This window comes from Bartonella schoenbuchensis R1 (assembly GCF_002022685.1).
Taxonomy (GTDB): Bacteria; Pseudomonadota; Alphaproteobacteria; order Rhizobiales; family Rhizobiaceae; genus Bartonella; species Bartonella schoenbuchensis.
This window is the reverse complement of sequence record NZ_CP019789.1, coordinates 1,499,567-1,521,522: the sequence shown is the minus strand read 5'-3', so window position 1 is coordinate 1,521,522 and position 21,956 is coordinate 1,499,567. Positions and strand designations below refer to the sequence as shown.

Genomic DNA, 21,956 nt, shown 5'->3' with positions numbered 1-21,956 from the left:
TATAGTTACCTTATATTGTCTGAGCAGAAAATATTTATTGTATTTTAAAAAGTTACCTTGTGTTGGATGAATTGGAAAGCAGTTTAAGGCTATGGCGAATGAGAAGCGCTGAGGAAACAGTTTCCTCTTCAAGGCTAGAGAGGGCGCAGGACAAAGCTTGTGCTGCTTGATCACGATCAAAACCAAGCTTGGTTAAAGCTGATAGTGCATCATTGACTGGTTGATTGGTTTCTTGCGCCTGAAGATTGGAAGCAAGATGTGCGGTATTTTTGCTTTCTTCATTAAAGGGCAGTGCTTTGTTTTTGAATTCGCTTATAATTCTTTCACTAACTTTTTGACCAATACCAGGAGCACGTTTGATCATTGCCACGTCGTTTAATGCAATTGCTTGGGCAAGTTCACCAGGTGATAAAGTTCCTAAAATAGCTAGGGCAACTTTTGCACCTACCCCTGGCACATTTTGCAAAAGGCAAAACCAATCTCGTTCAGCTTTTGTGGTAAAACCAAAAAGGCGAATGGCCTCTGCACGAACATGCGTTTCAATAAATAGGTTTAAATGTTCACCAAGGGTTGGTAAAGAAGATAAAAGCCTGTTTGACACAAAAACGCTATACCCCACACCTTGCACATCAAGAATGATGTGATCGTCACAGATGCTGTCGAGTATGCCTTTTAATTTGCCGATCATGTATTAACCTTGTGAGCTGTAGGATAAGTTAGTACGGTGGGTACTGTGGCAAAGTGCCAGTGCCAGTGCATCAGCTGCGTCACTACTGTCAAATTCAGCGCGTGGGAGAAGAGTTTTGACCATCATATGGATTTGTTCTTTTGCGCCATGGCCCACACCAATAACGGATTTTTTGATGGTGTTTGGGGCATATTCAGAAACTGGAAGACCTGCTTGAGCTGGTACAAGAAGTGCAATGGCACGTGCTTGGCCAAGTTTTAAAGTGGCAGTGGCATCTTTGTTGACAAAAACATTTTCAACAGCTGCTTCATGGGGCATAAAACGGTGCACAACATCAGACAGCCCTTGATGAAGTTGATATAACCTGGAAGCAAGATGGCTTTTTGCATCAGAGCGCAGTGTGCCTGATGCAATAAAGTGTAGATGATTGCCTAATAGATCAACGACGCCCCACCCTGTTCGCTGTAATCCAGGATCGATGCCTATAATACGAATCGCTTTTACCATATGATTAAGCCTATGTTATTTCTTTGTTCTTGAATAGATGCAATACATAAAAAGAACATAGAAACATTAATACAATCCAAAAGAATACAGTAAAAACACTAAAAGAATACAATGAAATATTAAAAGAGCATAATAAAAATGATTTGTAAAAAAGAATTGGGTTCCCTTAATGAAGGGAAATGTGTAGCGCTGAAAGTGCTGGTGGCGGTGGTGAGGAGCTGGTTTTATAAAATGGGGGCAAGATTTCAAAGAGGTTTGAGGATGATGGGAAAGGGCAGGAGATTGAGAATGGATGGAGGGAATGGAGAGTTTTAAAGTGATGAGGGGTGGGAGCATTGGTGAAGGCATTTTTGGCAAGGGTGTGGAGGAGCATGAAGCTTGCATTGATGGAAGCAAGATTGAGCTGTGTTGGTGGAAGGTGAGGTATTATAATGTGAGAGGGTGGGGGTTTGGAAGATTGGGGAGATAGCTTGGGAGAAGAGGGTCAGGAGTTTGGGGGAAACGTTGGTGGAAGAGGATGGCATTTAAGAGGTAAGGGAAGGGGAAGGTGTAAGGTTGAAAGTGCTTGTAGCAGTTGTGAGGAGGCTGGTTTTTAAAATGGTGGCAAGGTTTTTTAAGAGCGTCGAAAAGCACGTTTGAGCAATTGAATTTGTTTGGTTACAGGATTGTTCTTTTTTAAGGTTTTGCAAGAGGCTTGATCGATATCATAACTGACATGGCGCATACGTTCTTCTAAACGCAAAGAACGTGCTACAAAGTGGCGGAAAATTTCTGGCAATTCTGTCCAATGAGCAGCCTGAGGTCCTAGTGATGGTGTATGAAGAGAAATTTTTGCAATCTCTTTTTGTATTTGTTTGGGAGACATTTCCCCTTCACGCCCTGCACGAAAAAGCAACAGTCGAGAGGCAATTTGCATTAGCCGTGTACTTAAATACATGGCTTCTTTTGCATAAAGTGCAGAAGTTTCGACTGGAAGGTGACGAGCAGCACATTTACCTTCTTTATCAATATAGTCTGCTGTTTCTTCAATAAGGTCCATCGTCTCTTCATAGAGGCGGTTAAAAACACTTTCAAAAGCATCGTGTTCCATCATGATAATGGTTTTATCTTTTGAAGGTTCATGTGCATTCACGTTTTTATACTCCAAACTGTGATATGAGAAAAATAATGACACTAAAGACCGATTTAAAGATTCATTTTCTCATTGTTGTAGAGGATGCCTTTTTAAAGACAATTACGCAATACACTTCTTACGCTAAGGTTAATGAGCAAGATGGACAATATTTATAAATATTTATAAATTTGTTTTATCTTTTAGAAGGTACAGGACGATGTGTTTTTTGACTTTCATAATAGTATGCTACAGCAAATTGTATTGCGATACCGCTTATTATCAAGAGAGTGTCGGAAAAAAATGTGCTTGTCGTTAGTGTTTTAAAAATTTGCCCACACATTGCAAAAATAGTGCCGGTGACAAAAACTGGTAAGCCCTGTTTGCCTAAAATCGCTAAGGGGTGCTTTGGGGAGACGTGAAATCGTTCATGCAAACAGGGAAGGCAAAGGATTAGAGACGCTAAGGCTAAAATGTGTACCAAGCGGGGAAGGCTTAAGAAAGTTTTATTAAAATTCATGAGGGGTGAAGACCAGTCAGATGATCCAAAACTTCCCCACCACTCTAGGCGCACCCATAACAGTGCAAACACGAGATAACTTGCTGAGACAATCACAATTAAAGGACGAAAGATGATTTTCCCTCCTTGTTTGAGATATATAGCGCTTGTTAACCCGATAATGAAAAGAAACTGCCACGATAAAGGGTTTAAAAACCACTGCCCTTGGAGTGGATAAGAAGGTGGTGCAATGCTATAAAAGCCACATATAAGGTATATCATCAATGATATGAAAAGAAGAAGACCTTTATGTTTGCCAGTGAAATAAAGGGCAAAAGGAGCAAACAACATACAAACAATATAAAGAGAAAGAATATTATTATAGCCTAGTTGATGGCCAAGGCTTAAAATGCTTAAAAATGTGATGAAAGGTTGTGTTAGAAATATACCCACATTATTCTGAGATGAAAGTTGTTCTGAGTGCCAAAGAATAGAGGCTCCCAAAAAGAGGGCTAATGTGGTAAAGGTGGTAAAAAGATGTGCTTTATAAAGCACAAAAGCTCTTTTCCAAAGTTTTTGCAAATATAAAGTAAAACAGCTTTTGAGGGCTTGAGTATGAAAGCTTAACCCGAGAGCAACACCTGAAAGCAAAACAAATATTTCTGCCGAATCAGAAAAACCGAAGTTTTTGTGTGTGAGATGCTCATAAAATGTTCCAGGAATATGATTGATGAAAATCGTCAACAGCGCTAAAGAACGCAACACATCAATACGGGTATCACGGTAAGATAAAGGAGGGATATGCCTATCATAATTTGAAAGGAGTGTGTCGTGAGGGGAAGTGCTATGATGTGCCATCGAAAAATCCTTCTTCATGATGAAAGGGGTAAATCTGCCTTTAACAAAGCGTGATAATAAAATAAATCTTTATTTAATTTAATCTTGAAGGGAGGCTGTATGGTCCATCAGAAAAATAAACCAATTGAACATTGTTCTTTTCCTCAGTTGGTTCTAACATTGGATGTTCGTCGTGTTATTGAGCCTGCATTTTTACGCCAGATCTTTCAAACAAAGTCCTTTGCGTGCATTATTTTATATGATTCATTTGTTGATCAGGGCGATGGTGCTTTTTTACAAAATAGTGCCAAGATGTATGCTGATGATATTCAACACAATGGCGCTGCCCTTATTATTGCTGAAGATAGCCGTGTTGCTGGCAGAATTAAAGCTGATGGGATGCATTTGGAGGGTGGTCTTGATGCTTTTGACGTATTGGAAAATCAGAAAAAAACCAAAAAATAGTTGGTTTTGGGAATTTACGAACACGTCACTGTGCTATGAGTGTTGCTGAAGCTGGGGTTGATTATGTGTTTTTTGGAAAATTAGGTGCTGATAAAAAACCATCCTCCCATCCTCGAAATATTGCATTGGCAAAATGGTGGGCTGAGATTATGGAAGTACCTGCTATTATTCAAGCAGGCAGTGACCTTGCAACTATTGATGAAACTTTAGAGACGACATGCGAATTTATTGCCATTGAAGAGATGATTTTTGCTCATGATCACCCCTTTATTGTACTTGATAGGGTTAAAGAAAAATGCAAAAATCATCCTTTATCATAGGAATAAGGATATTCATAATGAGCGGGCAGAGGGTATCTTATGAGTAAAGTGTTTGCGTGTGTGTTGATTTTTACAGCTTTTTTGTCTTTTTCTGCTGTTGCAGACCCTGTGGGAGAAGAAGCACAAGATGTTGAAGTTGAATCTAGTAAGATAGAAGAATCACCAGATGAATCCACTTTAAAGGTGCCTGAAAACACTGCAAAAGCCCAAGATCATGAGAGTTCTGCTCAAGTATTAAAAGCAGGCCAATATGATGAAGCCTATGATTATTATATGCAAGGCAATTATTTAAAAGCTTTTCATGAAGCACTCAAACGTGCTGAATACAATGATCCAGCTGCGCAAACTTTGATTGGTCAAATGTATATGGAAGGATATGCTGTTCCCCTTGATGGTGAGCGTGCTGCTTTATGGTTTGGAAGCGCTGCAAAACACGGGGACCCACAAGCACAACTGCGCTATGGCCTTATGTTGTTTAGTGGGACCTTTGTCACAAAGGACAAAGAGCGTGGCATAGAATTTGTTCAAAAAGCACTGCATGCTGGTGTGAGGGAAGCCTATTTCTATTATGGGCAAATTCTTCTTCATAAAGCGTTTGATGAAAAAAACGATCTTGAAGGTGTGACTTTACAAAACAAACAAGATGAAGCAAAAGAACAGGCTTTGAAGTTGTTTTTAAAGGGTGCTGCTCTTGGTGACCCTGAGGCTGCTTTTGCTGCTGCAAAGATTTTGTCTGAGGGGACTTTAACAAAACCGAAAGATGATTATAACGCACGAAGATTGATTGAGGTTGCAGCCCAAAATAAGCACCTTATGGCTCAAATGCTGTTGGCACAATGGTTGATTGAAGGCCGTGGTGGGGAAACCGATTTTAAACGGGCTTTTTATTTGCTGTTTGATAATGCCGTTAAAATGGTTGCGGTGGCACAAGTTAATCTGGCAAGACTTTATCGCGATGCAATAGGGGTAGAGGGCGATATTATTACTGCTGCTGCGTGGTATATGGTGGCAAAGAAGGCGAAAGTGCAAGCTTCTGATCTTGAAGTGATGCTCCAGGGAATGGATGAGGCTCAATTAAAGGAAGCAGAACAAAAAGCGATCGCATTCATACCTGTTCTTTAAGCACATTTTGGGTGCAGATTGTGCATTTTGGGTGAAGATTGATTGATGGTTTTAGGAGATTATTTTCACCAAATCATTTTTGAGTAGTTTTCATAAAAGTGTTTTTTTGCAAATCCTATAGGGTGATTGTTTATATAAGGGTGGTTTTTTTGCAAAATTATTTAAGGTTTTTTGCCGAGGTGCTTTATAGTCTTGCAAAAAGCTGAAAAGCTAGGGTACACAACGATTCTTATTTGAAAAAACCAAATGAGGCTTTAAAAACCATAATGGTTTGAGAAAATAATAATGGTTTGAAAGAATAAAATGAAGCTTAATGAAGCTTTAAAAGATGCAATGGCTTGAAAAAGCCAGATAAGACCTGGAAAAATTAATGGGTCTTTAAAGGGATCAAATGGAATATACACGATGAAAATTAATGGTAATGAAATTCGCCCTGGAAATGTTATCGAGCATCAAGGAGGTTTGTGGGTTGCTGTTAAATGCAATGCTGTCAAGCCAGGAAAAGGTGGTGCCTTTAACCAGGTTGAGATGAAAAATCTGATTGATGGAACAAAACTCAATGAACGGTTTCGTGCTGCTGAGACTGTTGAGAGAGTGCGGCTTGAACAAAAGGATTTCACATTCCTTTATGAGCAAGGTGAGATGTTGGTTTTTATGGATTCAAGTTCTTATGAACAGCTTGAATTGCACAAAGATTTTGTCGGTGATCGCGCTGCTTTTTTACAAGATGGAATGGTTGTCACGGTTGAGCTTTATCAAGAAAAACCAATTGGCATATCGCTACCTGATCAGGTTGTTGTGACAATTGCTGAGACTGAACCTGCAATTAAAGGGCAAACTGTTACCTCATCTTATAAGCCTGCGATTTTAGAAAATGGTATTCGTATTCTCGTGCCACCTTTCATTCAGGTTGGGGAACGTGTTGTTGTTGACACCAATGAATTAATTTATGTGCGTCGCACAAATGAAAAGGGATAAAATATGGCACGTTCTGCGATCATGAATATCATGGTTCAAGCTGCCCTTAAGGCTGGCCGCTCTTTGGTGCGTGATTATGGTGAGGTTCAAAACTTACAAGTGTCTTTAAAGGGGCCGGCTGATTATGTGAGCCAGGCAGATCGCAAAGCTGAGAAGATTATTTTTTCTGAATTGATAAAGGCACGGCCTAAATTTAGTTTTCTAATGGAAGAATCAGAAGAAATTATTGGGGAGGATTCTCAACATCGTTTTATTGTTGATCCTTTAGATGGTACAACAAATTTCTTACATGGTATTCCTTTTTTTGCTGTTTCTATTGCTTTGGAACGTCAAGGGCAGATTGTTGCTGGCGTGATTTATAACCCTATTTTAGATGAGCTTTTTACAGCTGAACGCGGGTGTGGAGCTTTTTTAAACGATCGGCGCTGCCGTGTGGCGGCACGGCGTAAATTGGGGGAATGTGTGATTGCAACAGGAATGCCCCATTTTGGAGGGCGCAATCATGGGCACTATCTTGTTGAGTTGCGCAATGTTATGAGTGAAGTTTCTGGTGTTCGCCGTTTTGGTGCGGCTTCTCTTGATTTGGCGTATGTGGCTGCAGGAAGAACAGATGGGTTCTGGGAAGATAACCTGCAAATTTGGGATATGGCTGCGGGAATTATCATCGTTCGTGAAGCGGGTGGTTTTGTTAGTGATAAAGATGGTGGGAGTGCTATGTTTGGCACAAAAACATCATTGCTGGTAATGAATTTATTCATGCTCAATTAAGTCAAACCCTTAAAAAAGGTGTGTAAAAAGGCCAGATTATAACTGGCAATTAAGATGTGCGCCAAGCGCGTGAGTTTATAAGATGAGAGGGGAAGAGCTTATCCACTTTTCTATGAGATTGATGGTAGGAGATGCCTAGTTTTCAGCGTTGGTTGGAGCTTGTGGGAGGGGTATGATTGTTGGAGCTTGTGAGGGGTAGGTTTGATGGAACCTGTGAGGAGGAAGAGGCTGCCTGCTGTTTTTGCGAGATTAGAGGGTAGGGGGTGCCTAGTTTTCAGCGTTGGTTGGAGTCCGTGGGAGGGGTATGGTTGTTGGAGCCCATGAGGGTAGAGTTGATGGAGCCTGTGGGGGATATAGTTGATAGCACTCTAAATGTTTAGAGATTATTTGAGTGCTATGTTTTGATGTGTTTTAAGACTTCTGGATATTTTTAAAATCTTTTATGATTTTTGGTCTGGTGAAAATTGCAGTTGAGCCCAATGTGCATAAACCCCATTTTGCTCAATCAATTGGGTATGGGTTCCTTCTTCAATGATGGTTCCTTTATCGAGCACGAGGATGCGGTCTGCTTTTAAGACTGTTGCTAAACGGTGTGCTATCACTAATGTTGTTCGGTTGTGCATGAGGCCTTCCAAGGCTTCTTGCACGAGTCTTTCGTTATGTGCATCTAAGGCTGATGTGGCTTCATCAAGGAGCAATAGCGGGGCATTTCTTAAAATTGCTCGTGCGATGCCAATGCGTTGTTTTTGACCACCAGAGAGCATAATTCCACGTTCTCCAACTTGGCTGTTAAAGCCTTGAGGAAGAGATTCGATAAATTCAAGTGCGTTTGCTGCTTTGGCTGCGGCGATGACTTGTGCTTCATCAGCATTTTTTGTACCAAAGATGATGTTGTCGCGCAGTGTGCCTTCAAAAATAACAACCTCTTGCGGGACATAAGCAATTGATGAGCGTAAATCATGAAGAGAGAGGCGGTTAAGATCAACGCCATCAAATTGGATTTGCCCCTTTAGGGGGTCATAAAAACGCAAGATGAGAGAAAAAAGAGTACTTTTTCCTGCCCCTGAGGAACCTACAAAAGCAACAGTTTCACCGGCTTTGATGGAAAAGGATAAATTTTGCAAAACCTGTTCTTGGGGTCTTGAAGGGTAGTTGAAATCAATCTGATTAAAAACAATAGCTCCTTGAACGGGGTGAGCTAAAGGCAAGGGGGAATCTGGTGTTGTGATGGTTGGTTTTTCTTGCAATAATTCGGCAATTCTTTCTGTTGCACCTGCTGCTTGTACTAATTCTGCACCAAGTTCGGATAATTGTGCAAAGGTCATGGCACCGAAAATTGCATAAAGAACAAATTGACCAAGTGTACCACCAGACATGGTGCCATTTAAAACATCACGTGAGCCAATCCATAAGACGGCAACAATGCTTCCAAAAACTAGGAAAATTGCACAACCGGTGAAAAAAGAGCGCAAAACCACAGACAATTGCGCTGTTTGAAAAGCGCGTTCAATAAGAGATGTGAAGCGAGAAGCAATAAAGTTTTCAGATGTAAAGGCTTGTACAGTTCGAATAGCGTTTATCTGTTCAGAGGCAAGAGCATTTGCATCTGCTAAACAATCTTGCGCAGTACGTGTGCGTTGGCGGACTTTACGCCCTAAAATAATCAATGGAATGGCAACAAGGGGGATGGCAAGAACAACAAGAAGAGATAGCTTAAGATTGGTGATGACCATCATCACAATTGCGCCAATTACCACAATGAGATGACGCAGAGCTGTCGAGGTTGTTGACCCAACAGCTGTTTTAATTTGTGTTGTGTCTGTGGAAAGCCTAGACATAATTTCACCAGAGCGAGAATGATCAAAAAAATCAGGTGAAAGTTGTGTGATGTGGACAAAAAGATCACGGCGTAAATCAGCAACAATGCGCTCGCCCAATGTGATGACACAATAGTAACGGCATGCTGAAGCAAGTGCTAAAAGTAAGGCTAATACAAATAAAATGCCAAAATAAAAATTAATATTACCGTGACTTGAAGCGGAAAAACCGTGATCAAGCATTTGACGAATGGCAAGAGGCAAGGCCAATGTGACAGAAGCGGCAATAAATAAAGCGACAAAGGAATAAAGAACAAGCCAGTGATGGCGTTTAATATAAGGAGCAAAAGTTGCAAGCAAAGCAAAAGAAACTCTTTTTTTAGAAGGCTTTGCAAATTTGTCAGAATGATTTGATGGATTTGTGGTGGTGTGCTTGTTCATCTTATTCCTTATCTTTTTATTTTGTGCCTTATAAGACTTTTTTATTCCTTATAAGACTTTATGGATTGATAGGCTTTGCACACTTGTTTTTTTATGTACGCTCAGCTATAAGAATCTCAATTCAATTAATGTATCAAAAAGACGAAGCGAGCGCACTTAAAAAAGCAAAATAGCGCTTTTTCGTTATGTAAAAACGAAAGTATGCCGTATGAAAGCGAATATTCATCCCGATTATCATATGATTTATGTTGCTATGACTGATGGAACTAAATATGAGACTCGCTCGACATGGGGAAAAGAGGGAGATACCCTTTCTCTAGATATTGATCCTACAACCCACCCAGCGTGGACCGGTGGTTCTCAGACATTGGTCGATCGTGGTGGTCGTGTTTCTAAGTTCAAAAATCGCTTTGGTAATCTCGGCGTTTAAAATATTTAACTTCTAAAAACAGTATTTGTGAAGTTTGCAATGTGAAGATTGAGCGCGTTTGAGCACGTGGATTTGACGCGTGATGTGGGAGGGGGCGCATCCAAGATTTCAAAAAAGTGCAATCCGTTTTCAAGAGTACAGTGTGTGAGGCTTGAGGTGATTTGCGAGAATTGAAATCACGTGGGGAACGTGATGATTTAAGGGGTGTAAGGTTTTGAGATCTTAAGGGGGTGTTCAGCCGATTTTAAAGGTGAAATCCGTTTTCAAGAATACGGGTGTATGAGGTTTGAAGCGATTTGCGAGAGTTGAAATCACATGGGGAGCGTGACGATTTAAGGGGGAGATAAAGTTTTTTTGAAGTCTAAGTGGGTGTTCAACAATTTTAAAGGTGAAACCAGATTTCAAGGACATGGATATATGAGGCTTGAGGCGATTTGCGAGAATTGAAATCGCGTGGGGATGAGTGGATGTTTGAAGGGGTGTAAGGTTTTGAGATCTTAAGGGGGTGTTCAGCCGATTTTAAAGATAAAATCCGTTTTCAAGAATACGGGTGTATGAGGTTTGAGGCGATTTGCGAGAGTTGAAATCACGTGGGGATGAGTTAAATGTTTGAAGGGGGAATGAACGTTAAAATTTTATGCATGTGGTGAATATGCGTGTGATGAGAGACTTTTGTATACTGAATGCTCAATATCATGCATTGGAATCATGCATTGGAAATTCTCAATTAAAAATGCTCAAGCGTGTAAATTACAAAAACTAAAAAAAATTAAAAACCCCCTTGCTGCTTTCAAAGAGATACTCTTTGATGCATTCAATCAAACTTCGTGGGTAGTAGAGCAGGTGATGATTTTAAGCCAGTTTTATGGAGATAGCTTGGCTAAAATTTCATCACTAACATCGAAATTGGCATAAACATTTTGCACGTCATCATCGTCTTCCAATGTGGTGAGAAGGCGTAGGATAGACAGAGCTTTTTCTTCATCCACGGGTGCAAGGGTGGTTGCTTTCCAAACGGTTTTAATAGACTGTGCTTCACCAAGTGTTGCTTCCAACATTTTTGAAACCTCACCAATATTTTCAAAGGCACATAAAATGTGGTGGCCAGTTTCTTCTGTTTGGACATCTTCAGCGCCAGCTTCAATGGCTGCTTCCATGATAGTGTCTGGTGTGCCGGCTTCAAGATTATAGATAATTTCACCGATTCGGTTGAACATGAAACTGACAGATCCTGTTTCCCCTAAAGCCCCGCCAGATTTTGTAAAGGCAGCACGCACATTAGAAGCGGTGCGGTTACGGTTATCGGTTAAAGCTTCAACAATAATTGCAACACCGCCTGGGCCATAGCCTTCATAGCGCACTTCATCATAATTTTCGACATCACCGCCTGAGGCTTTTTTAATGGCGCGTTCAATGTTATCCTTTGGCATGGATTGCGATTTAGCGTTTTGGATAGCTAGTCTTAAACGCGGATTCATTGCCGGATCAGGAGCACCTTGTTTGGCTGCAACTGTAATTTCACGCGCAAGTTTAGAGAACATTTTTGAGCGTATCGCATCTTGACGCCCTTTACGGTGCATAATATTTTTAAATTGTGAGTGGCCTGCCATGGCTTCCCTTTCAGTTTGGACGATCACATACCTTATCTGGCAAAATAACCTTGTCTGGCAAGATATATGTTTATAGATTGTCTGGCAAAATATATTGTTTAGCAAAATAATATATGTTGTCTAGCAAATAATATATGTGTTGCAGCATAGGGTGTGCAGATTGAAAAAGACTTTATAAAAAGATTCACCACAAAGGTAAATACACTCTTGTTATGATCATCCAAAGACAGATGTCTTGTCGTGGTAGAAAAATCACGCTATAAAGGCGGTTTCATGAAAAAGGAGGAGATTTCGTGGAAAAATGGTTTACTCTATGGTTCTTCATTGGAAGCCGTGATAAGCCATTGTACATTTCAAAGATAAACGCCCAGAGTTCCTAAAGTGGGCAGTAACTTGCCTTTAGTTTTAAAAAAGGCAAACAAAAGGATAGTATAAAGATGGCAACAAAACTTTTGATGCCCAAAGCGACAGCTGTGTGGTTGGTTGATAACACGGCACTTTCTTTTGATCAGATTGCAGAATTTTGTCAGTTGCATGTTTTGGAAGTAAAAGCCATTGCTGATGGTGAATCTGCTCATGGGGTTAGAGGTCTTGATCCCATTAGTTCTGGGCAATTGACACGCAGTGAAATTGCTCGTGTGGAGGCTGATCCAAAAGCACGTTTAAAGGTTTGCGAATCAAGGGTGCGTATTCCAACGCCAAAACGCAAACGCGCTCACTACATCCCTTTGTCTCGACGCCAAGATCGCCCCAATGGAATCTTATGGTTAGTGCTTAATCACCCTGAGTTAAAAGATGCACAGATTTCACGATTGATTGGAACAACAAAAACAACCATTGAGCAAATTCGCAATCGGACACATTGGAACAGTGCTAATTTAGTTCCTCTTGACCCTGTGGGACTTGGTTTGTGCTTGCAAATTGATTTGGATATTGAACTCCAACGGGCTGCAAAAAATCGCCCTCTGCCTACACAACAAGAAAGTGAAACTTTGCTTCCTGCATCAGTGACAGAAAATTTTGCTCTTGGTGGTGAGTCTCAATCGGCTGCCAATGTTGAGGATGGACCAATGGTGGACAACAATTTTGATGCTGATAAGGTTTTTGCCAAACTAAATGCGCTTAAAAAAGATCATTCCGATAACGAATAGTAGCATTATTTAGCATTAAAAGTGTATAAAGTGGTGGTGGTTTATTTTTATGCAAAGGGGCTTTAAGATTTCGCACCCCTCTTGTTTAAGAAAAAAATTTTGAGAAGAAGAATTCGCATCTCAAGTGATTGTCAATTGCAAACACGTAATTGTCAATTCAAGTAAGACATTCATCAAATGATCGTGCATTTCAAGTAATGGCTATATTTCAAATGATGGCGTATCTTAAACGAGGGTGATTTTAAATGTTGGTGAGGTTGAAATTAATTGCCAATGTTGGGGGAATCAAGGGATAATCAATTATAGGTAAAAGCTTGTAATATTTTTGCCAAGCTCAATATGTTTTTAGAAGCCATTCAGATTGCTAAAGTGAGCGTGTAGAATATTTATAGCTTGAAAGGGCCTTGGGCTTTAAGAAGGTAAAGCACTAAAGGTTGCGCGAAAAGAGTAAAAAGCAGTTTGAAAAGGGCTGCAAAAAGGGAGAAAATATCAAAAAGGGAGAAAATGTGAAAAAGAAAAAGATAGGTAAATGACAAAGAGAGTGTTGCTGGGAGTGTTGTTTTTAGGAGTGCTGTTTTAAGTCAAATATTTACTTTTTTGTGATAAAAAATTTTTTAGGGGATAATGTATTAAAATTCCTTAACTTTGGTGCTTTTTATTAAGGAGAATCAGCATATGGGGTTTATCCAGAACATGCTTCGTCGTCCACTGATTGTGGTCTTTTTTGTTTTGTTGAGTGTTGTTGGTTGTGCCAAAAAGAATTTCAATGAGGCTGGTGGCATGCATTCTTCTATGGGGGATGCAAATTTTAGTAGTGCTGCAAGTGGTTCAACACAAGATTTTACGGTGAATGTAGGAGACCGTGTTTTCTTTAGTCTTAATTCTTCTTCTATTGAGCTTGATGCTGAGTATGTTTTGAAGCGTCAAGCCGAGTGGTTGTTGCGTTATCCTCATTATTTTGTTACTGTTGAAGGGCATGCTGATGACCGTGGAACACGCGAATATAACTTAGCCCTTGGGCAGCGCCGTTCTATTGCTGTTCGCGATTATCTCGTTTCTCTTGGGGTTTCTTCACAACGGATGAAAACAATTTCTTATGGAAAAGAAAGACCTGTTGCTGTATGTGATGATATTTCATGTTGGAATCAAAATCGGCGTGTTGTTTTGACAATCAATTCCGGAAATGGGGGTTATTAAATCTATAAGCGGTGGATTAAAACCGTAGGTCAATGGTGGTCAAAGAAGTGAAATCAATGGTCTATTGAGATCATTAACAATTATTTAGGGGAAAAAAATTTTGCATGCTGGGCGCAAAAAGAGCTGGAAAGCTGGTTTTTTGTATCAATTATCATTCTGGCATGCTTGCGTTTTTACATTAATTGTGGTGGTTTGTTTCTTTTGGCCTGTTCAAAGTACACCTCAAAATGCTATTCAATTTTCTGATCACGGTTTAAATTCATATTATGGTCACAGTTTGGGCGCATTGGTTGCCCACAGCATGGATCCATCTCTCCCCCAGAGTATGGATTTGGCTTTTGATCAGAGTTTGGGTACATTGGGTGCCCAAAGTGTGGGTCCATCTCCCCCCCTTCGAGTATGGATCCATTTTCTGATCTCAGTTTGGGCACATTGAGTGCCCAAGGCATGGGTCCATCTCTTCCCCCGAGTATGGACCCGTCTTCTGGTCAGAGTCTGGGCATATCGTCCGCCCACAGTATGGACCCGCCTCTCCCCCGAGCAGGGGTCCATCTTCTGACCAGAGTTTGGGCACATTGGTTGCCCAAAGCATGGGTCCATCTCTTCCCCCGAGTATGGACCCGTCTTCTGGTCAGAGTCTGGGTACATCGTCCGCCCATAGTATGGACCCGCCTCTCCCCCGAGCAGGGGTCCATCTTCTGACCAGAGTTTGGGCACATTGGTTGCCCAAAGCGTGGGTCCATCTCTTCCCCCGAGCATGGACCCACTTTTTGTTTACAGTGTAGATGCGGTGCAAAAGGTGGCTGCGGATCGTCAGGATACTCTTCTGAAAGACAAAGATTTGGATCTTCTTTTGCGTGCGATACAGGGGGTGCTAGAGCGCGATAAACGAGGGGAGAGGGAAGAGCGTTTGTTTCGGCAACATTTGCTTGATCTTTTTAATCAAGAGGGCTCTTTTCGTTATTATTGCCCTTCGAATAACCCTTATTTAAAGGAGACAGCTTTAAAAGAGACAGCTCAGGTGATTAAGGGGCAAGGTGGAAGCCAAGGTGAAAGTCAAGAGAAAGCGGTTCCAGCTGGCAAGTACAGTTACAGTAAAGAGCAAGGGAGGAAAAACAAGTACAGTGGAAAAGGGGGTAAGAGTGGTGCTGTTGATGGTATGGATGATGAGCGTAAAAATGGCATAAAAGCAGGGCATGGTGAGCATTTACAGCGTGGGGAGCAAGAGCGTGAAAAGGGTGGTGCTGCCAAACAGGTAGACGGGGATGAAGATCAACGCTTATTGCCTAAGAAACTGTATAGAGAGGGCTATCATTTTATTCTTTCTGCCAATTATGCTGAAGCTGAAAAAGCTTTTTGTGCTTTTCACAAGCGTTATAAACAAGACCCTTTAGTTGGCGATGCTGTTTTTTGGTTAGCAGAATCTTTGCTTGGGCAAGAACGCTATCATGAAGCCGCGCAGGTTTATTTGTATGTATGGTATACGTATAAAAACACCTTATATGGTTCTGAAATTTTGCTAAAATTAGCGATGAGTGTTTCTGCTCTTGGTCAAAATAAAGCAGCTTGTGATGTTTTTGCTGACATTCCAAAACACTACCAAACGTTAGAGTGCGTTTTTTGTAAACGTCTTAAACAAGAACAGAGTCGTTCTCAGTGCTCATTCAATTAGCAAAAATTTTTAAGAAGTCAGATTTTACCCATTGTCAGAAGCTGATTGTGGCAGCTTCTGGGGGGGTGATTCGCTGGCTTTGTTGTTTTTGCTTAAAGATTATTTTAAGACACTGCTTTCTCCCCCTGAGATTATTGTTGTTACGGTTGATCATCAATTGCGTGAGGAATCAGCGTGTGAAGCTCAGAAGGTGGCAGAGATTTGTCGCGCTTATCAGATTAAGCATGTCATTGTGCGGTGGGAAGGCACGAAGCCAAAGACAGATATTTCTCAAAAAGCACGTGTTGCACGGTATGATTTATTGTTCCAAGAAGCTGAAAAGCAGGGTGCAACGCTTATTATGACAGGGCACACTCTCAATGATCAGGTTGAAACCTATTACATGCGCTGCCAACGTGTCTTAAAGGATAAAGCGGTTTCACAAAAGGGGGGGCGGGGTGATGAGGTTTTTGCTTTAAGATCAAAAGGTGAGGGGGGGTTGGTGTAGAGCAGGGTGATGAGGCTGCTGGTGCGCAGTGTGGTGTTGAGGCTGTGGGTGTTTCACAAAAGGGGGGGCGGGGTGATGAGGTTTTTACTTTAAGATCAAAAGGTGAGGGGGGTGGTGGTGTAGAACAGGGTGATGAGGCTGCTGGTGCGCAGTGTGGTGTTGAGGCTGTGGGTGTTTCACAAAAGGGGGGCGGGGTGATTATAATAATACATGGGAGGAAATGGGTGTGACAGGCCCATTAAAAGGCGCTAGTGTCTTGAAAGACAATGGTGAATTGATTGAACGTGGTTTGTCTTGTATTGCGCGTGAGGCATTGTTGCGCCGAAAAGTGCGTTTGATTCGCCCATTACTTGGCATTAAACGCGATAGTTTGCGCGCTTATTTGCGTTTGCGAGGAATAGAGTGGATTGATGATCCCACGAATGATGATTTGCGTTTTGAACGCGTACGTGTGCGTCATTCTATTCATTTTAAAGACTTTTCCGAGGTTGCGCAAAAAGTCAATGAAGCTGCATTAAAACGGCGTCAATACGCGCAGATGATTGCTGATTTGATTCTAGCCTTGGATATTGTTGTTGAGTATGGGCGATGTTTTATTAAAAGGCCTGAGCCTTTTTTATGCCGTCATCCTGGTTTTCCATTTGTTGTGGGGTTATTTGCTGTATTGATGGGGGGTAGCCCTTATTTGCTTGCATCTCAAAAATTGAGTGCTCTTAATCAAAAATTGTGTCTTCATTCTTTAGAAAAAAAGCGCTTTACTTTGGCTGGGTCTCTTATCGAATATGGTCAAAAGGGGATTGCTTTTTGGCGTGAAGCTCGAAATATTCAAGAGGCAATCATCCTTCCTGGGCAAACCTTTTTATGGGATGGGCGCTATCAGATCACCAATCATGAGAGAGATGCCCTTAAAGTGCGTGCAGCTGATCTTGTTCATTTAAAACAGTTTTTTAGGTATGGAAAATATTTTTCCAATACTCATATAATTGGGGAGGGTGAGGTGATTGGGGATATGGTTGATTTTGAAGCTATGGTTGATCGTAAACGACCTCATTTTCCTTCGTTGCAATCTCTTCCATTGGTTTTAGGGGCTAAAGGTATTGATATTCCAGAGCTTTCTCACCTTTCTTGTTGCCATAAAGTGACTGTGCAGCGCATTCTTGCACCCTTTAATTGGCTATCGTTGCGCGAAGATGCCGCTCTTATTAATGTTGTAGAACCTTTTTTTAATATTACATGAAAACATTATGTGAAAAAGATGCAGAAAAATCGTTTTAAAAAATGATAAACATCTCATTCATGTCTTGGCAAGGCGTGGACAAGATTATATGTTACTCATAATTCTATAAAAATTTATATCTGATAAATGGACTGAATATGAATTCCAATTACCGCTCCCTCATGATTTGGGGGCTCATCGCCTTAGTACTCATTGCGTTATTTTCTTTCTTTAATGGAAGCACCCAGCGGACTGGGAATAGTGAGCTTTCCTATTCTGATTTTTTAAAGAAGGTCGAGAATAACGAGTTTACAACTGTGACTATCCAAGGTCAAAAGTTAACAGGACATACGGCTGATCGTCGAATCATTTCAACTTATGCACCAAGAGATCCCTCTTTGGTACAAAAGTTGGAAGATAAAAAGGTTAATGTGAAGGCTGTGCCTGAAAGTTCTGGGAATAGTATCTTTCTCAATTTATTGTTCTCTCTTCTTCCTGTTATTATTATCGTTGGGGCGTGGATCTTTTTTATGCGACAAATGCAAAATGGATCACGTGGTGCAATGGGGTTTGGGAAATCAAAAGCAAAATTGCTAAGCGAGGCGCATGGACGGGTCACCTTTCAAGATGTTGCTGGTGTTGAAGAAGCAAAGCAGGATTTACAAGAAATTGTTGATTTTCTACGTGATCCACAAAAATTTCAGCGTTTAGGGGGGCGTATTCCCCGTGGGGTTTTACTTGTTGGGCCACCAGGAACCGGGAAAACCTTGCTTGCACGCTCTGTTGCTGGGGAAGCTAATGTTCCATTTTTTACCATTTCAGGGTCAGATTTTGTGGAAATGTTTGTGGGTGTTGGGGCAAGCCGTGTTCGTGATATGTTTGAACAAGCTAAAAAAAATGCTCCTTGCATTATCTTTATTGATGAAATTGATGCGGTTGGGCGCCACCGTGGTGCAGGACTTGGCGGTGGAAACGACGAGCGTGAACAGACATTAAACCAGTTGCTTGTTGAAATGGATGGGTTTGAACCTAATGAAAGCATTATTTTAATTGCTGCAACAAACCGGCCAGATGTGCTTGACCCTGCTTTGTTAAGACCAGGGCGTTTTGATCGACAAGTTGTTGTGCCAAACCCTGATGTTGCTGGGCGTGAGGAGATCTTGAAAGTTCATGTGCGCAATGTGCCTTTAGCGCCCAATGTTGATTTGAAAGTCTTGGCAAGAGGAACACCAGGGTTTTCCGGTGCTGATTTGATGAACCTTGTTAATGAAGCTGCTTTAATGGCTGCAAGCCGCAACAAAAGAGTGGTGACAATGCAAGAGTTTGAAGACGCGAAAGATAAAGTCATGATGGGGGCTGAACGCCGTTCAACCGCTATGACACAAGAGGAAAAAGAGCTGACTGCTTATCATGAAGCGGGGCATGCTATTGTGGCTTTAAATGTGCCTGTTGCTGACCCTGTTCACAAAGCAACAATTGTGCCAAGAGGAAGAGCTTTGGGGATGGTCATGCAATTGCCTGAAGGCGATCGTTATTCCATGAGCTATCGGTGGATGATTTCACGCTTGGCGATTATGATGGGTGGAAGAGTGGCTGAAGAATTAAAATTTGGAAAGGAAAATATCACATCTGGTGCGGCTTCTGATATTGAACAGGCTACAAAATTGGCACGTGCTATGATCACAAGGTGGGGATTTTCTGATATGCTTGGCAATGTTGCTTATGGCGATAATCAGGATGAAGTTTTTTTAGGTCATTCGGTTGCAAGAACGCAAAATGTCTCTGAAGAAACGGCACGCATGATTGATGCGGAAGTGCGCAGACTTATTGATGATGCTTATAAAAGTGCAACAAAAATTCTTACAACAAAAAAGAAACAGTGGTTTGCGTTGGCACAAGGTTTGTTAGAATATGAAACATTAACTGGTGCAGAAATTAACGAAGTGATTGCGGGTAAACCACCTTCACGCACACAGGGTAATGATCATGTGCCTTCACGTACTTCATCTGTGCCTAAAACAGGTGGTAAGGGTGGAAAAGAAAAGCTCAAATCTTCTGCTGCGGAAAAGAAAACGGATGTTACTGAGAAGAAAACGGATGTTGCCGAGAAAAAGGTGCGTAGTTCTAAAAGTGCTTCTAAAAATACGCTAAAGGCAAGTGATAACAAGAAGGTGAAAGCAAAAAGTGATTCTGCGAGCAATCCAGATGCTTAGAAATAGGTAAATAGTACTCAATGCAAAAAACTTCCCTTTAAGATTTGAGTAAAGCAGTAAGCAGGAGGTTTTGCTGACTTTAAGTCGAAGATTTTAACAATAAGTGAGAGGTCTTTGGCTGGGTGTGTGGGCTTTCTTGTGCATGCAGACACGTTTTGAAAAGATGGAAGAGTGTTAAGGTGTTGCTTTAGTAAGTTATCTATTGGGAACAGGATTTTTGTGCGTGGGTAAAGGTTGTTTATCTCAATAGATTCGTGCGAGAGGCTGGTCTTTTTTTAAAAGATTGGGGGCTTTGTGAGGAGGGTTCTAGGAGTGGGCTTGAAGAGCAAGGTTTGTGAGGAGCGGTTGGCAACTTTGCAGATTGGTGGGGGCATTTTGGTGAGCTGAGTGGTTTGTGGTTTAAAGAGATGATAGCTTGAGGGGGGGATTGATGATCCCCGAAGGGGTTGTGGTAGAGTGGTTAGTAATTAATTTGGAAGGTTGATGAGCTGAAGGGGTTTAAAGAACGAGGTTTATGAGGAGCGGTTGGCAACTTTGCAGATTGGTGGGGGCATTTTGGTGAGCTGAGTGGTTTGTGGTTTAAAGGGGTGATAGCTTGAGGGGGGCGATGATCCCCAAAGGGGTTGTGGTAGAGTGGTTGGTAATTAATTTGAAAGGTTGATGAGCTGAAGGGGTTTAAAGAACGAGGTTTATGAGGAGCGGTTGGAAACTTGGCAGATTGGTGGGGGCGTTTTGGTAAGCTGAGTGGTTTGTGATTTAAAGGGGTGATAGCTTGAGGGGGGGATTGATGATCCCCGAAGGGGTTGTGGTAGAGTGGTTGGTAATTAATTTGAAAGGTTGATGACCCGAAGGGTCTTCTGGGTGGAAAGGGAAAAAAGATGGCGCAAAAATATTTCGGAACAGATGGTATTCGGGGGAAAGCCAATTGTTTTCCTATGACACCAGATTTTGCCATGAAAGTGGGGATGGCTGTGGGTGTTTTGTTTCGTTCACAAGGGCAGCCGTGCCGTGTGGTGATTGGTAAAGATACTCGATTGTCTGGTTATATGCTCGAAAATGCTTTGGTTTCAGGATTTACTGCTGCTGGAATGGAAGCTTTTTTGCTTGGGCCTGTGCCAACCCCTGCTGTTGCCATGCTTTGCCGTTCTCTGCGGGCAGATATTGGAGTGATGATTTCTGCTTCTCATAACCCTTATTACGACAATGGAATTAAGCTTTTTGGCCCTGATGGTTTTAAGCTTTCAGATAAAATTGAAGCAAAAATTGAACAATTACTTGAGAAAGATCTTTCACATTCTTTAGCAAATTGTGCAGAAATTGGGCGTGCAAAACGGGTTGAAGGGGATATTTACCGTTATATTGAATATGCAAAACGCACGCTGCCACGTGATGTGCGTTTGGATTCTTTGCGCATTGTGGTTGATTGTGCCAATGGTGCTGCATATAAGGCTGCACCGCTTGCTTTATGGGAATTGGGTGCAGAGGTTATTGCGATCAATAATGAGCCTAATGGTTTTAATATTAATCAAGAATGTGGATCCACTGATCTGACTTCTTTAAAAGAGAAAGTTCATGAGGTGCGTGCCGATGTGGGGATTGCTCTTGATGGGGATGGTGATCGTGTTTTAATGGTTGATGAAAAAGCCCAAACCGTAGATGGTGATCAATTGATTGCGGTGCTTGCTGAGCATTGGCACAAAACTGAGCGGCTGCAGCGCAATGGTGTTGTGACAACCATTATGGCAAATCTTGGGTTGGAGCGTTTTTTAAACGCTAAAGGATTAGATTTGGTGCGTACTAAGGTTGGGGATCGCTATGTTGTCGAAGCGATGCGTGAGAAGGGTTATAATGTTGGTGGGGAAAATTGTGGGCACATTGTCTTGAGTGATTTTGGGACAACGGGTGATGGGTTAGTTGTTGCTTTGCAGATTTTAGCGTGCATGAAAGAAAGCCAACTTTCGATGAGCGAGCTGTGTAAGCGTTTTGAGCCTGTGCCCCAAATTTTGAAAAATATAACAATTAAAGACAAAAATGTGTTGAATAAATCTCCGGTCAAAGCTGCGATTGATCAAGTGACAGAAGGGCTGGGAAAAGAAACACGGTTGGTTATTCGTGCTTCTGGAACTGAGCCGTTGATCCGTGTGATGGTTGAAGGTGATGATACTAAAGCCATTGAAACTATTGCGGCAGATATTGCAGACGTTATTGTGCGCAATGATCGTGTTTAGAGTGCTCCAAGGGTGGATGTAGAATGCCCTTTCTGGGGGAGGGGGTGTTTTAAGAGAGGTCTAAAGCGCCTTATCTTGCAGGGGTGGGTGGTTAAGGATTACTCTTTCCCTTAAAGGCTGGTGGAAACAAATCGCGGCTGTAAGCTGAATTAAATCAATCTCATTCCGTTTATTATTCTGACGATAATGGGGGGTATTT

16 protein-coding genes and 3 pseudogenes are annotated in these 21,956 nt (G+C 41.6%); 13 read left to right on the top strand and 6 right to left on the bottom strand.

Annotated elements, in window-relative coordinates:
• Positions 1-52: 52 nt before the first annotated feature.
• Positions 53-688, bottom strand: coding sequence for a Holliday junction branch migration protein RuvA (gene ruvA / locus BscR1v2_RS06865; RefSeq protein ID WP_078690187.1), 636 nt, complete (start codon positions 686-688; stop codon positions 53-55).
• Positions 689-691: 3 nt separating this feature from the next.
• Positions 692-1,195, bottom strand: a complete 504-nt coding sequence (ruvC, locus tag BscR1v2_RS06860; RefSeq protein ID WP_010704334.1) for a crossover junction endodeoxyribonuclease RuvC — start codon at positions 1,193-1,195, stop codon at positions 692-694.
• A gap of 301 nt (positions 1,196-1,496) precedes the next feature.
• On the opposite strand from ruvC, the gene BscR1v2_RS08075 reads away from it, so the two are divergent.
• The gene (locus BscR1v2_RS08075; protein ID WP_153302015.1) at positions 1,497-1,664 is read left to right on the top strand and encodes a hypothetical protein; all 168 of its coding nucleotides are present in this window, start codon (positions 1,497-1,499) and stop codon (positions 1,662-1,664) included.
• A 144-nt stretch (positions 1,665-1,808) separates the two neighbouring features.
• Here the strand turns inward: BscR1v2_RS08075 and BscR1v2_RS06855 are convergent, their stop codons facing one another.
• Positions 1,809-2,327: a DUF1465 family protein gene (locus BscR1v2_RS06855; protein WP_078690186.1), complete on the bottom strand. Its 519-nt coding sequence runs from the start codon at positions 2,325-2,327 to the stop codon at positions 1,809-1,811.
• Between the two features lie 35 nt (positions 2,328-2,362).
• Here BscR1v2_RS06855 and BscR1v2_RS08445 point away from each other — a divergent pair, with 35 nt between their 5' ends.
• Positions 2,363-2,485: a hypothetical protein gene (locus BscR1v2_RS08445; RefSeq protein ID WP_257787978.1), complete on the top strand. Its 123-nt coding sequence runs from the start codon at positions 2,363-2,365 to the stop codon at positions 2,483-2,485.
• Positions 2,486-2,502: 17 nt separating this feature from the next.
• Here the strand turns inward: BscR1v2_RS08445 and BscR1v2_RS06850 are convergent, their stop codons facing one another.
• Positions 2,503-3,663 (bottom strand): OpgC family protein, encoded by a 1,161-nt coding sequence (locus BscR1v2_RS06850; RefSeq protein ID WP_236828999.1) that lies wholly within the window; start codon positions 3,661-3,663, stop codon positions 2,503-2,505.
• Between the two features lie 99 nt (positions 3,664-3,762).
• Here BscR1v2_RS06850 and BscR1v2_RS06845 point away from each other — a divergent pair.
• From BscR1v2_RS06845 to BscR1v2_RS06830, 4 genes and pseudogenes are all read left to right on the top strand, one after another.
• Positions 3,763-4,427: pseudogene (locus BscR1v2_RS06845) on the top strand (thiamine phosphate synthase).
• A gap of 39 nt (positions 4,428-4,466) precedes the next feature.
• Positions 4,467-5,549, top strand: a complete 1,083-nt coding sequence (locus tag BscR1v2_RS06840; RefSeq protein ID WP_078690185.1) for a tetratricopeptide repeat protein — start codon at positions 4,467-4,469, stop codon at positions 5,547-5,549.
• A 405-nt stretch (positions 5,550-5,954) separates the two neighbouring features.
• Positions 5,955-6,527 carry an elongation factor P gene (gene efp, locus BscR1v2_RS06835; protein WP_078690184.1) on the top strand — a complete coding sequence of 191 codons (573 nt, stop codon included), beginning with the start codon at positions 5,955-5,957 and terminating at the stop codon, positions 6,525-6,527.
• A gap of 3 nt (positions 6,528-6,530) precedes the next feature.
• A pseudogene (locus BscR1v2_RS06830) lies at positions 6,531-7,321 on the top strand (inositol monophosphatase family protein).
• Between the two features lie 414 nt (positions 7,322-7,735).
• Here BscR1v2_RS06830 and BscR1v2_RS06825 read toward each other — a convergent pair.
• Positions 7,736-9,553, bottom strand: coding sequence for an ABC transporter transmembrane domain-containing protein (locus BscR1v2_RS06825; RefSeq protein WP_078690183.1), 1,818 nt, complete (start codon positions 9,551-9,553; stop codon positions 7,736-7,738).
• Between the two features lie 208 nt (positions 9,554-9,761).
• On the opposite strand from BscR1v2_RS06825, the gene rpmE reads away from it, so the two are divergent.
• The gene (gene rpmE, locus BscR1v2_RS06820) at positions 9,762-9,983 is read left to right on the top strand and encodes a 50S ribosomal protein L31 (RefSeq protein ID WP_007476551.1); all 222 of its coding nucleotides are present in this window, start codon (positions 9,762-9,764) and stop codon (positions 9,981-9,983) included.
• Positions 9,984-10,846: 863 nt separating this feature from the next.
• Here rpmE and BscR1v2_RS06815 read toward each other — a convergent pair.
• On the bottom strand, positions 10,847-11,593 hold the full coding sequence (locus BscR1v2_RS06815; RefSeq protein WP_010704326.1) for a YebC/PmpR family DNA-binding transcriptional regulator: 747 nt from the start codon (positions 11,591-11,593) through the stop codon (positions 10,847-10,849).
• 437 nt (positions 11,594-12,030) lie between these two features.
• On the opposite strand from BscR1v2_RS06815, the gene BscR1v2_RS06810 reads away from it, so the two are divergent.
• From BscR1v2_RS06810 to glmM, 6 genes and pseudogenes are all read left to right on the top strand, one after another.
• Complete coding sequence (locus BscR1v2_RS06810) at positions 12,031-12,744, top strand: DUF1013 domain-containing protein (protein ID WP_078690182.1); 714 nt, start codon at positions 12,031-12,033, stop codon at positions 12,742-12,744.
• A gap of 675 nt (positions 12,745-13,419) precedes the next feature.
• Positions 13,420-13,941: a peptidoglycan-associated lipoprotein Pal gene (gene pal, locus BscR1v2_RS06805; protein ID WP_078690181.1), complete on the top strand. Its 522-nt coding sequence runs from the start codon at positions 13,420-13,422 to the stop codon at positions 13,939-13,941.
• A 799-nt stretch (positions 13,942-14,740) separates the two neighbouring features.
• Entirely contained in the window at positions 14,741-15,613 is an 873-nt protein-coding gene (locus tag BscR1v2_RS06795) for a tol-pal system YbgF family protein (protein ID WP_153302012.1), read from the top strand.
• Positions 15,598-17,337, top strand: a pseudogene (gene tilS / locus BscR1v2_RS08590) (tRNA lysidine(34) synthetase TilS). Before BscR1v2_RS06795 ends, tilS begins: the two are co-directional and overlap by 16 nt.
• 137 nt (positions 17,338-17,474) lie before the next feature.
• Positions 17,475-19,529 (top strand): ATP-dependent zinc metalloprotease FtsH, encoded by a 2,055-nt coding sequence (gene ftsH, locus BscR1v2_RS06775; protein WP_078690175.1) that lies wholly within the window; start codon positions 17,475-17,477, stop codon positions 19,527-19,529.
• An 878-nt stretch (positions 19,530-20,407) separates the two neighbouring features.
• Positions 20,408-21,757 carry a phosphoglucosamine mutase gene (gene glmM, locus BscR1v2_RS06770; RefSeq protein WP_078690174.1) on the top strand — a complete coding sequence of 450 codons (1,350 nt, stop codon included), beginning with the start codon at positions 20,408-20,410 and terminating at the stop codon, positions 21,755-21,757.
• Positions 21,758-21,956: the final 199 nt, after the last annotated feature.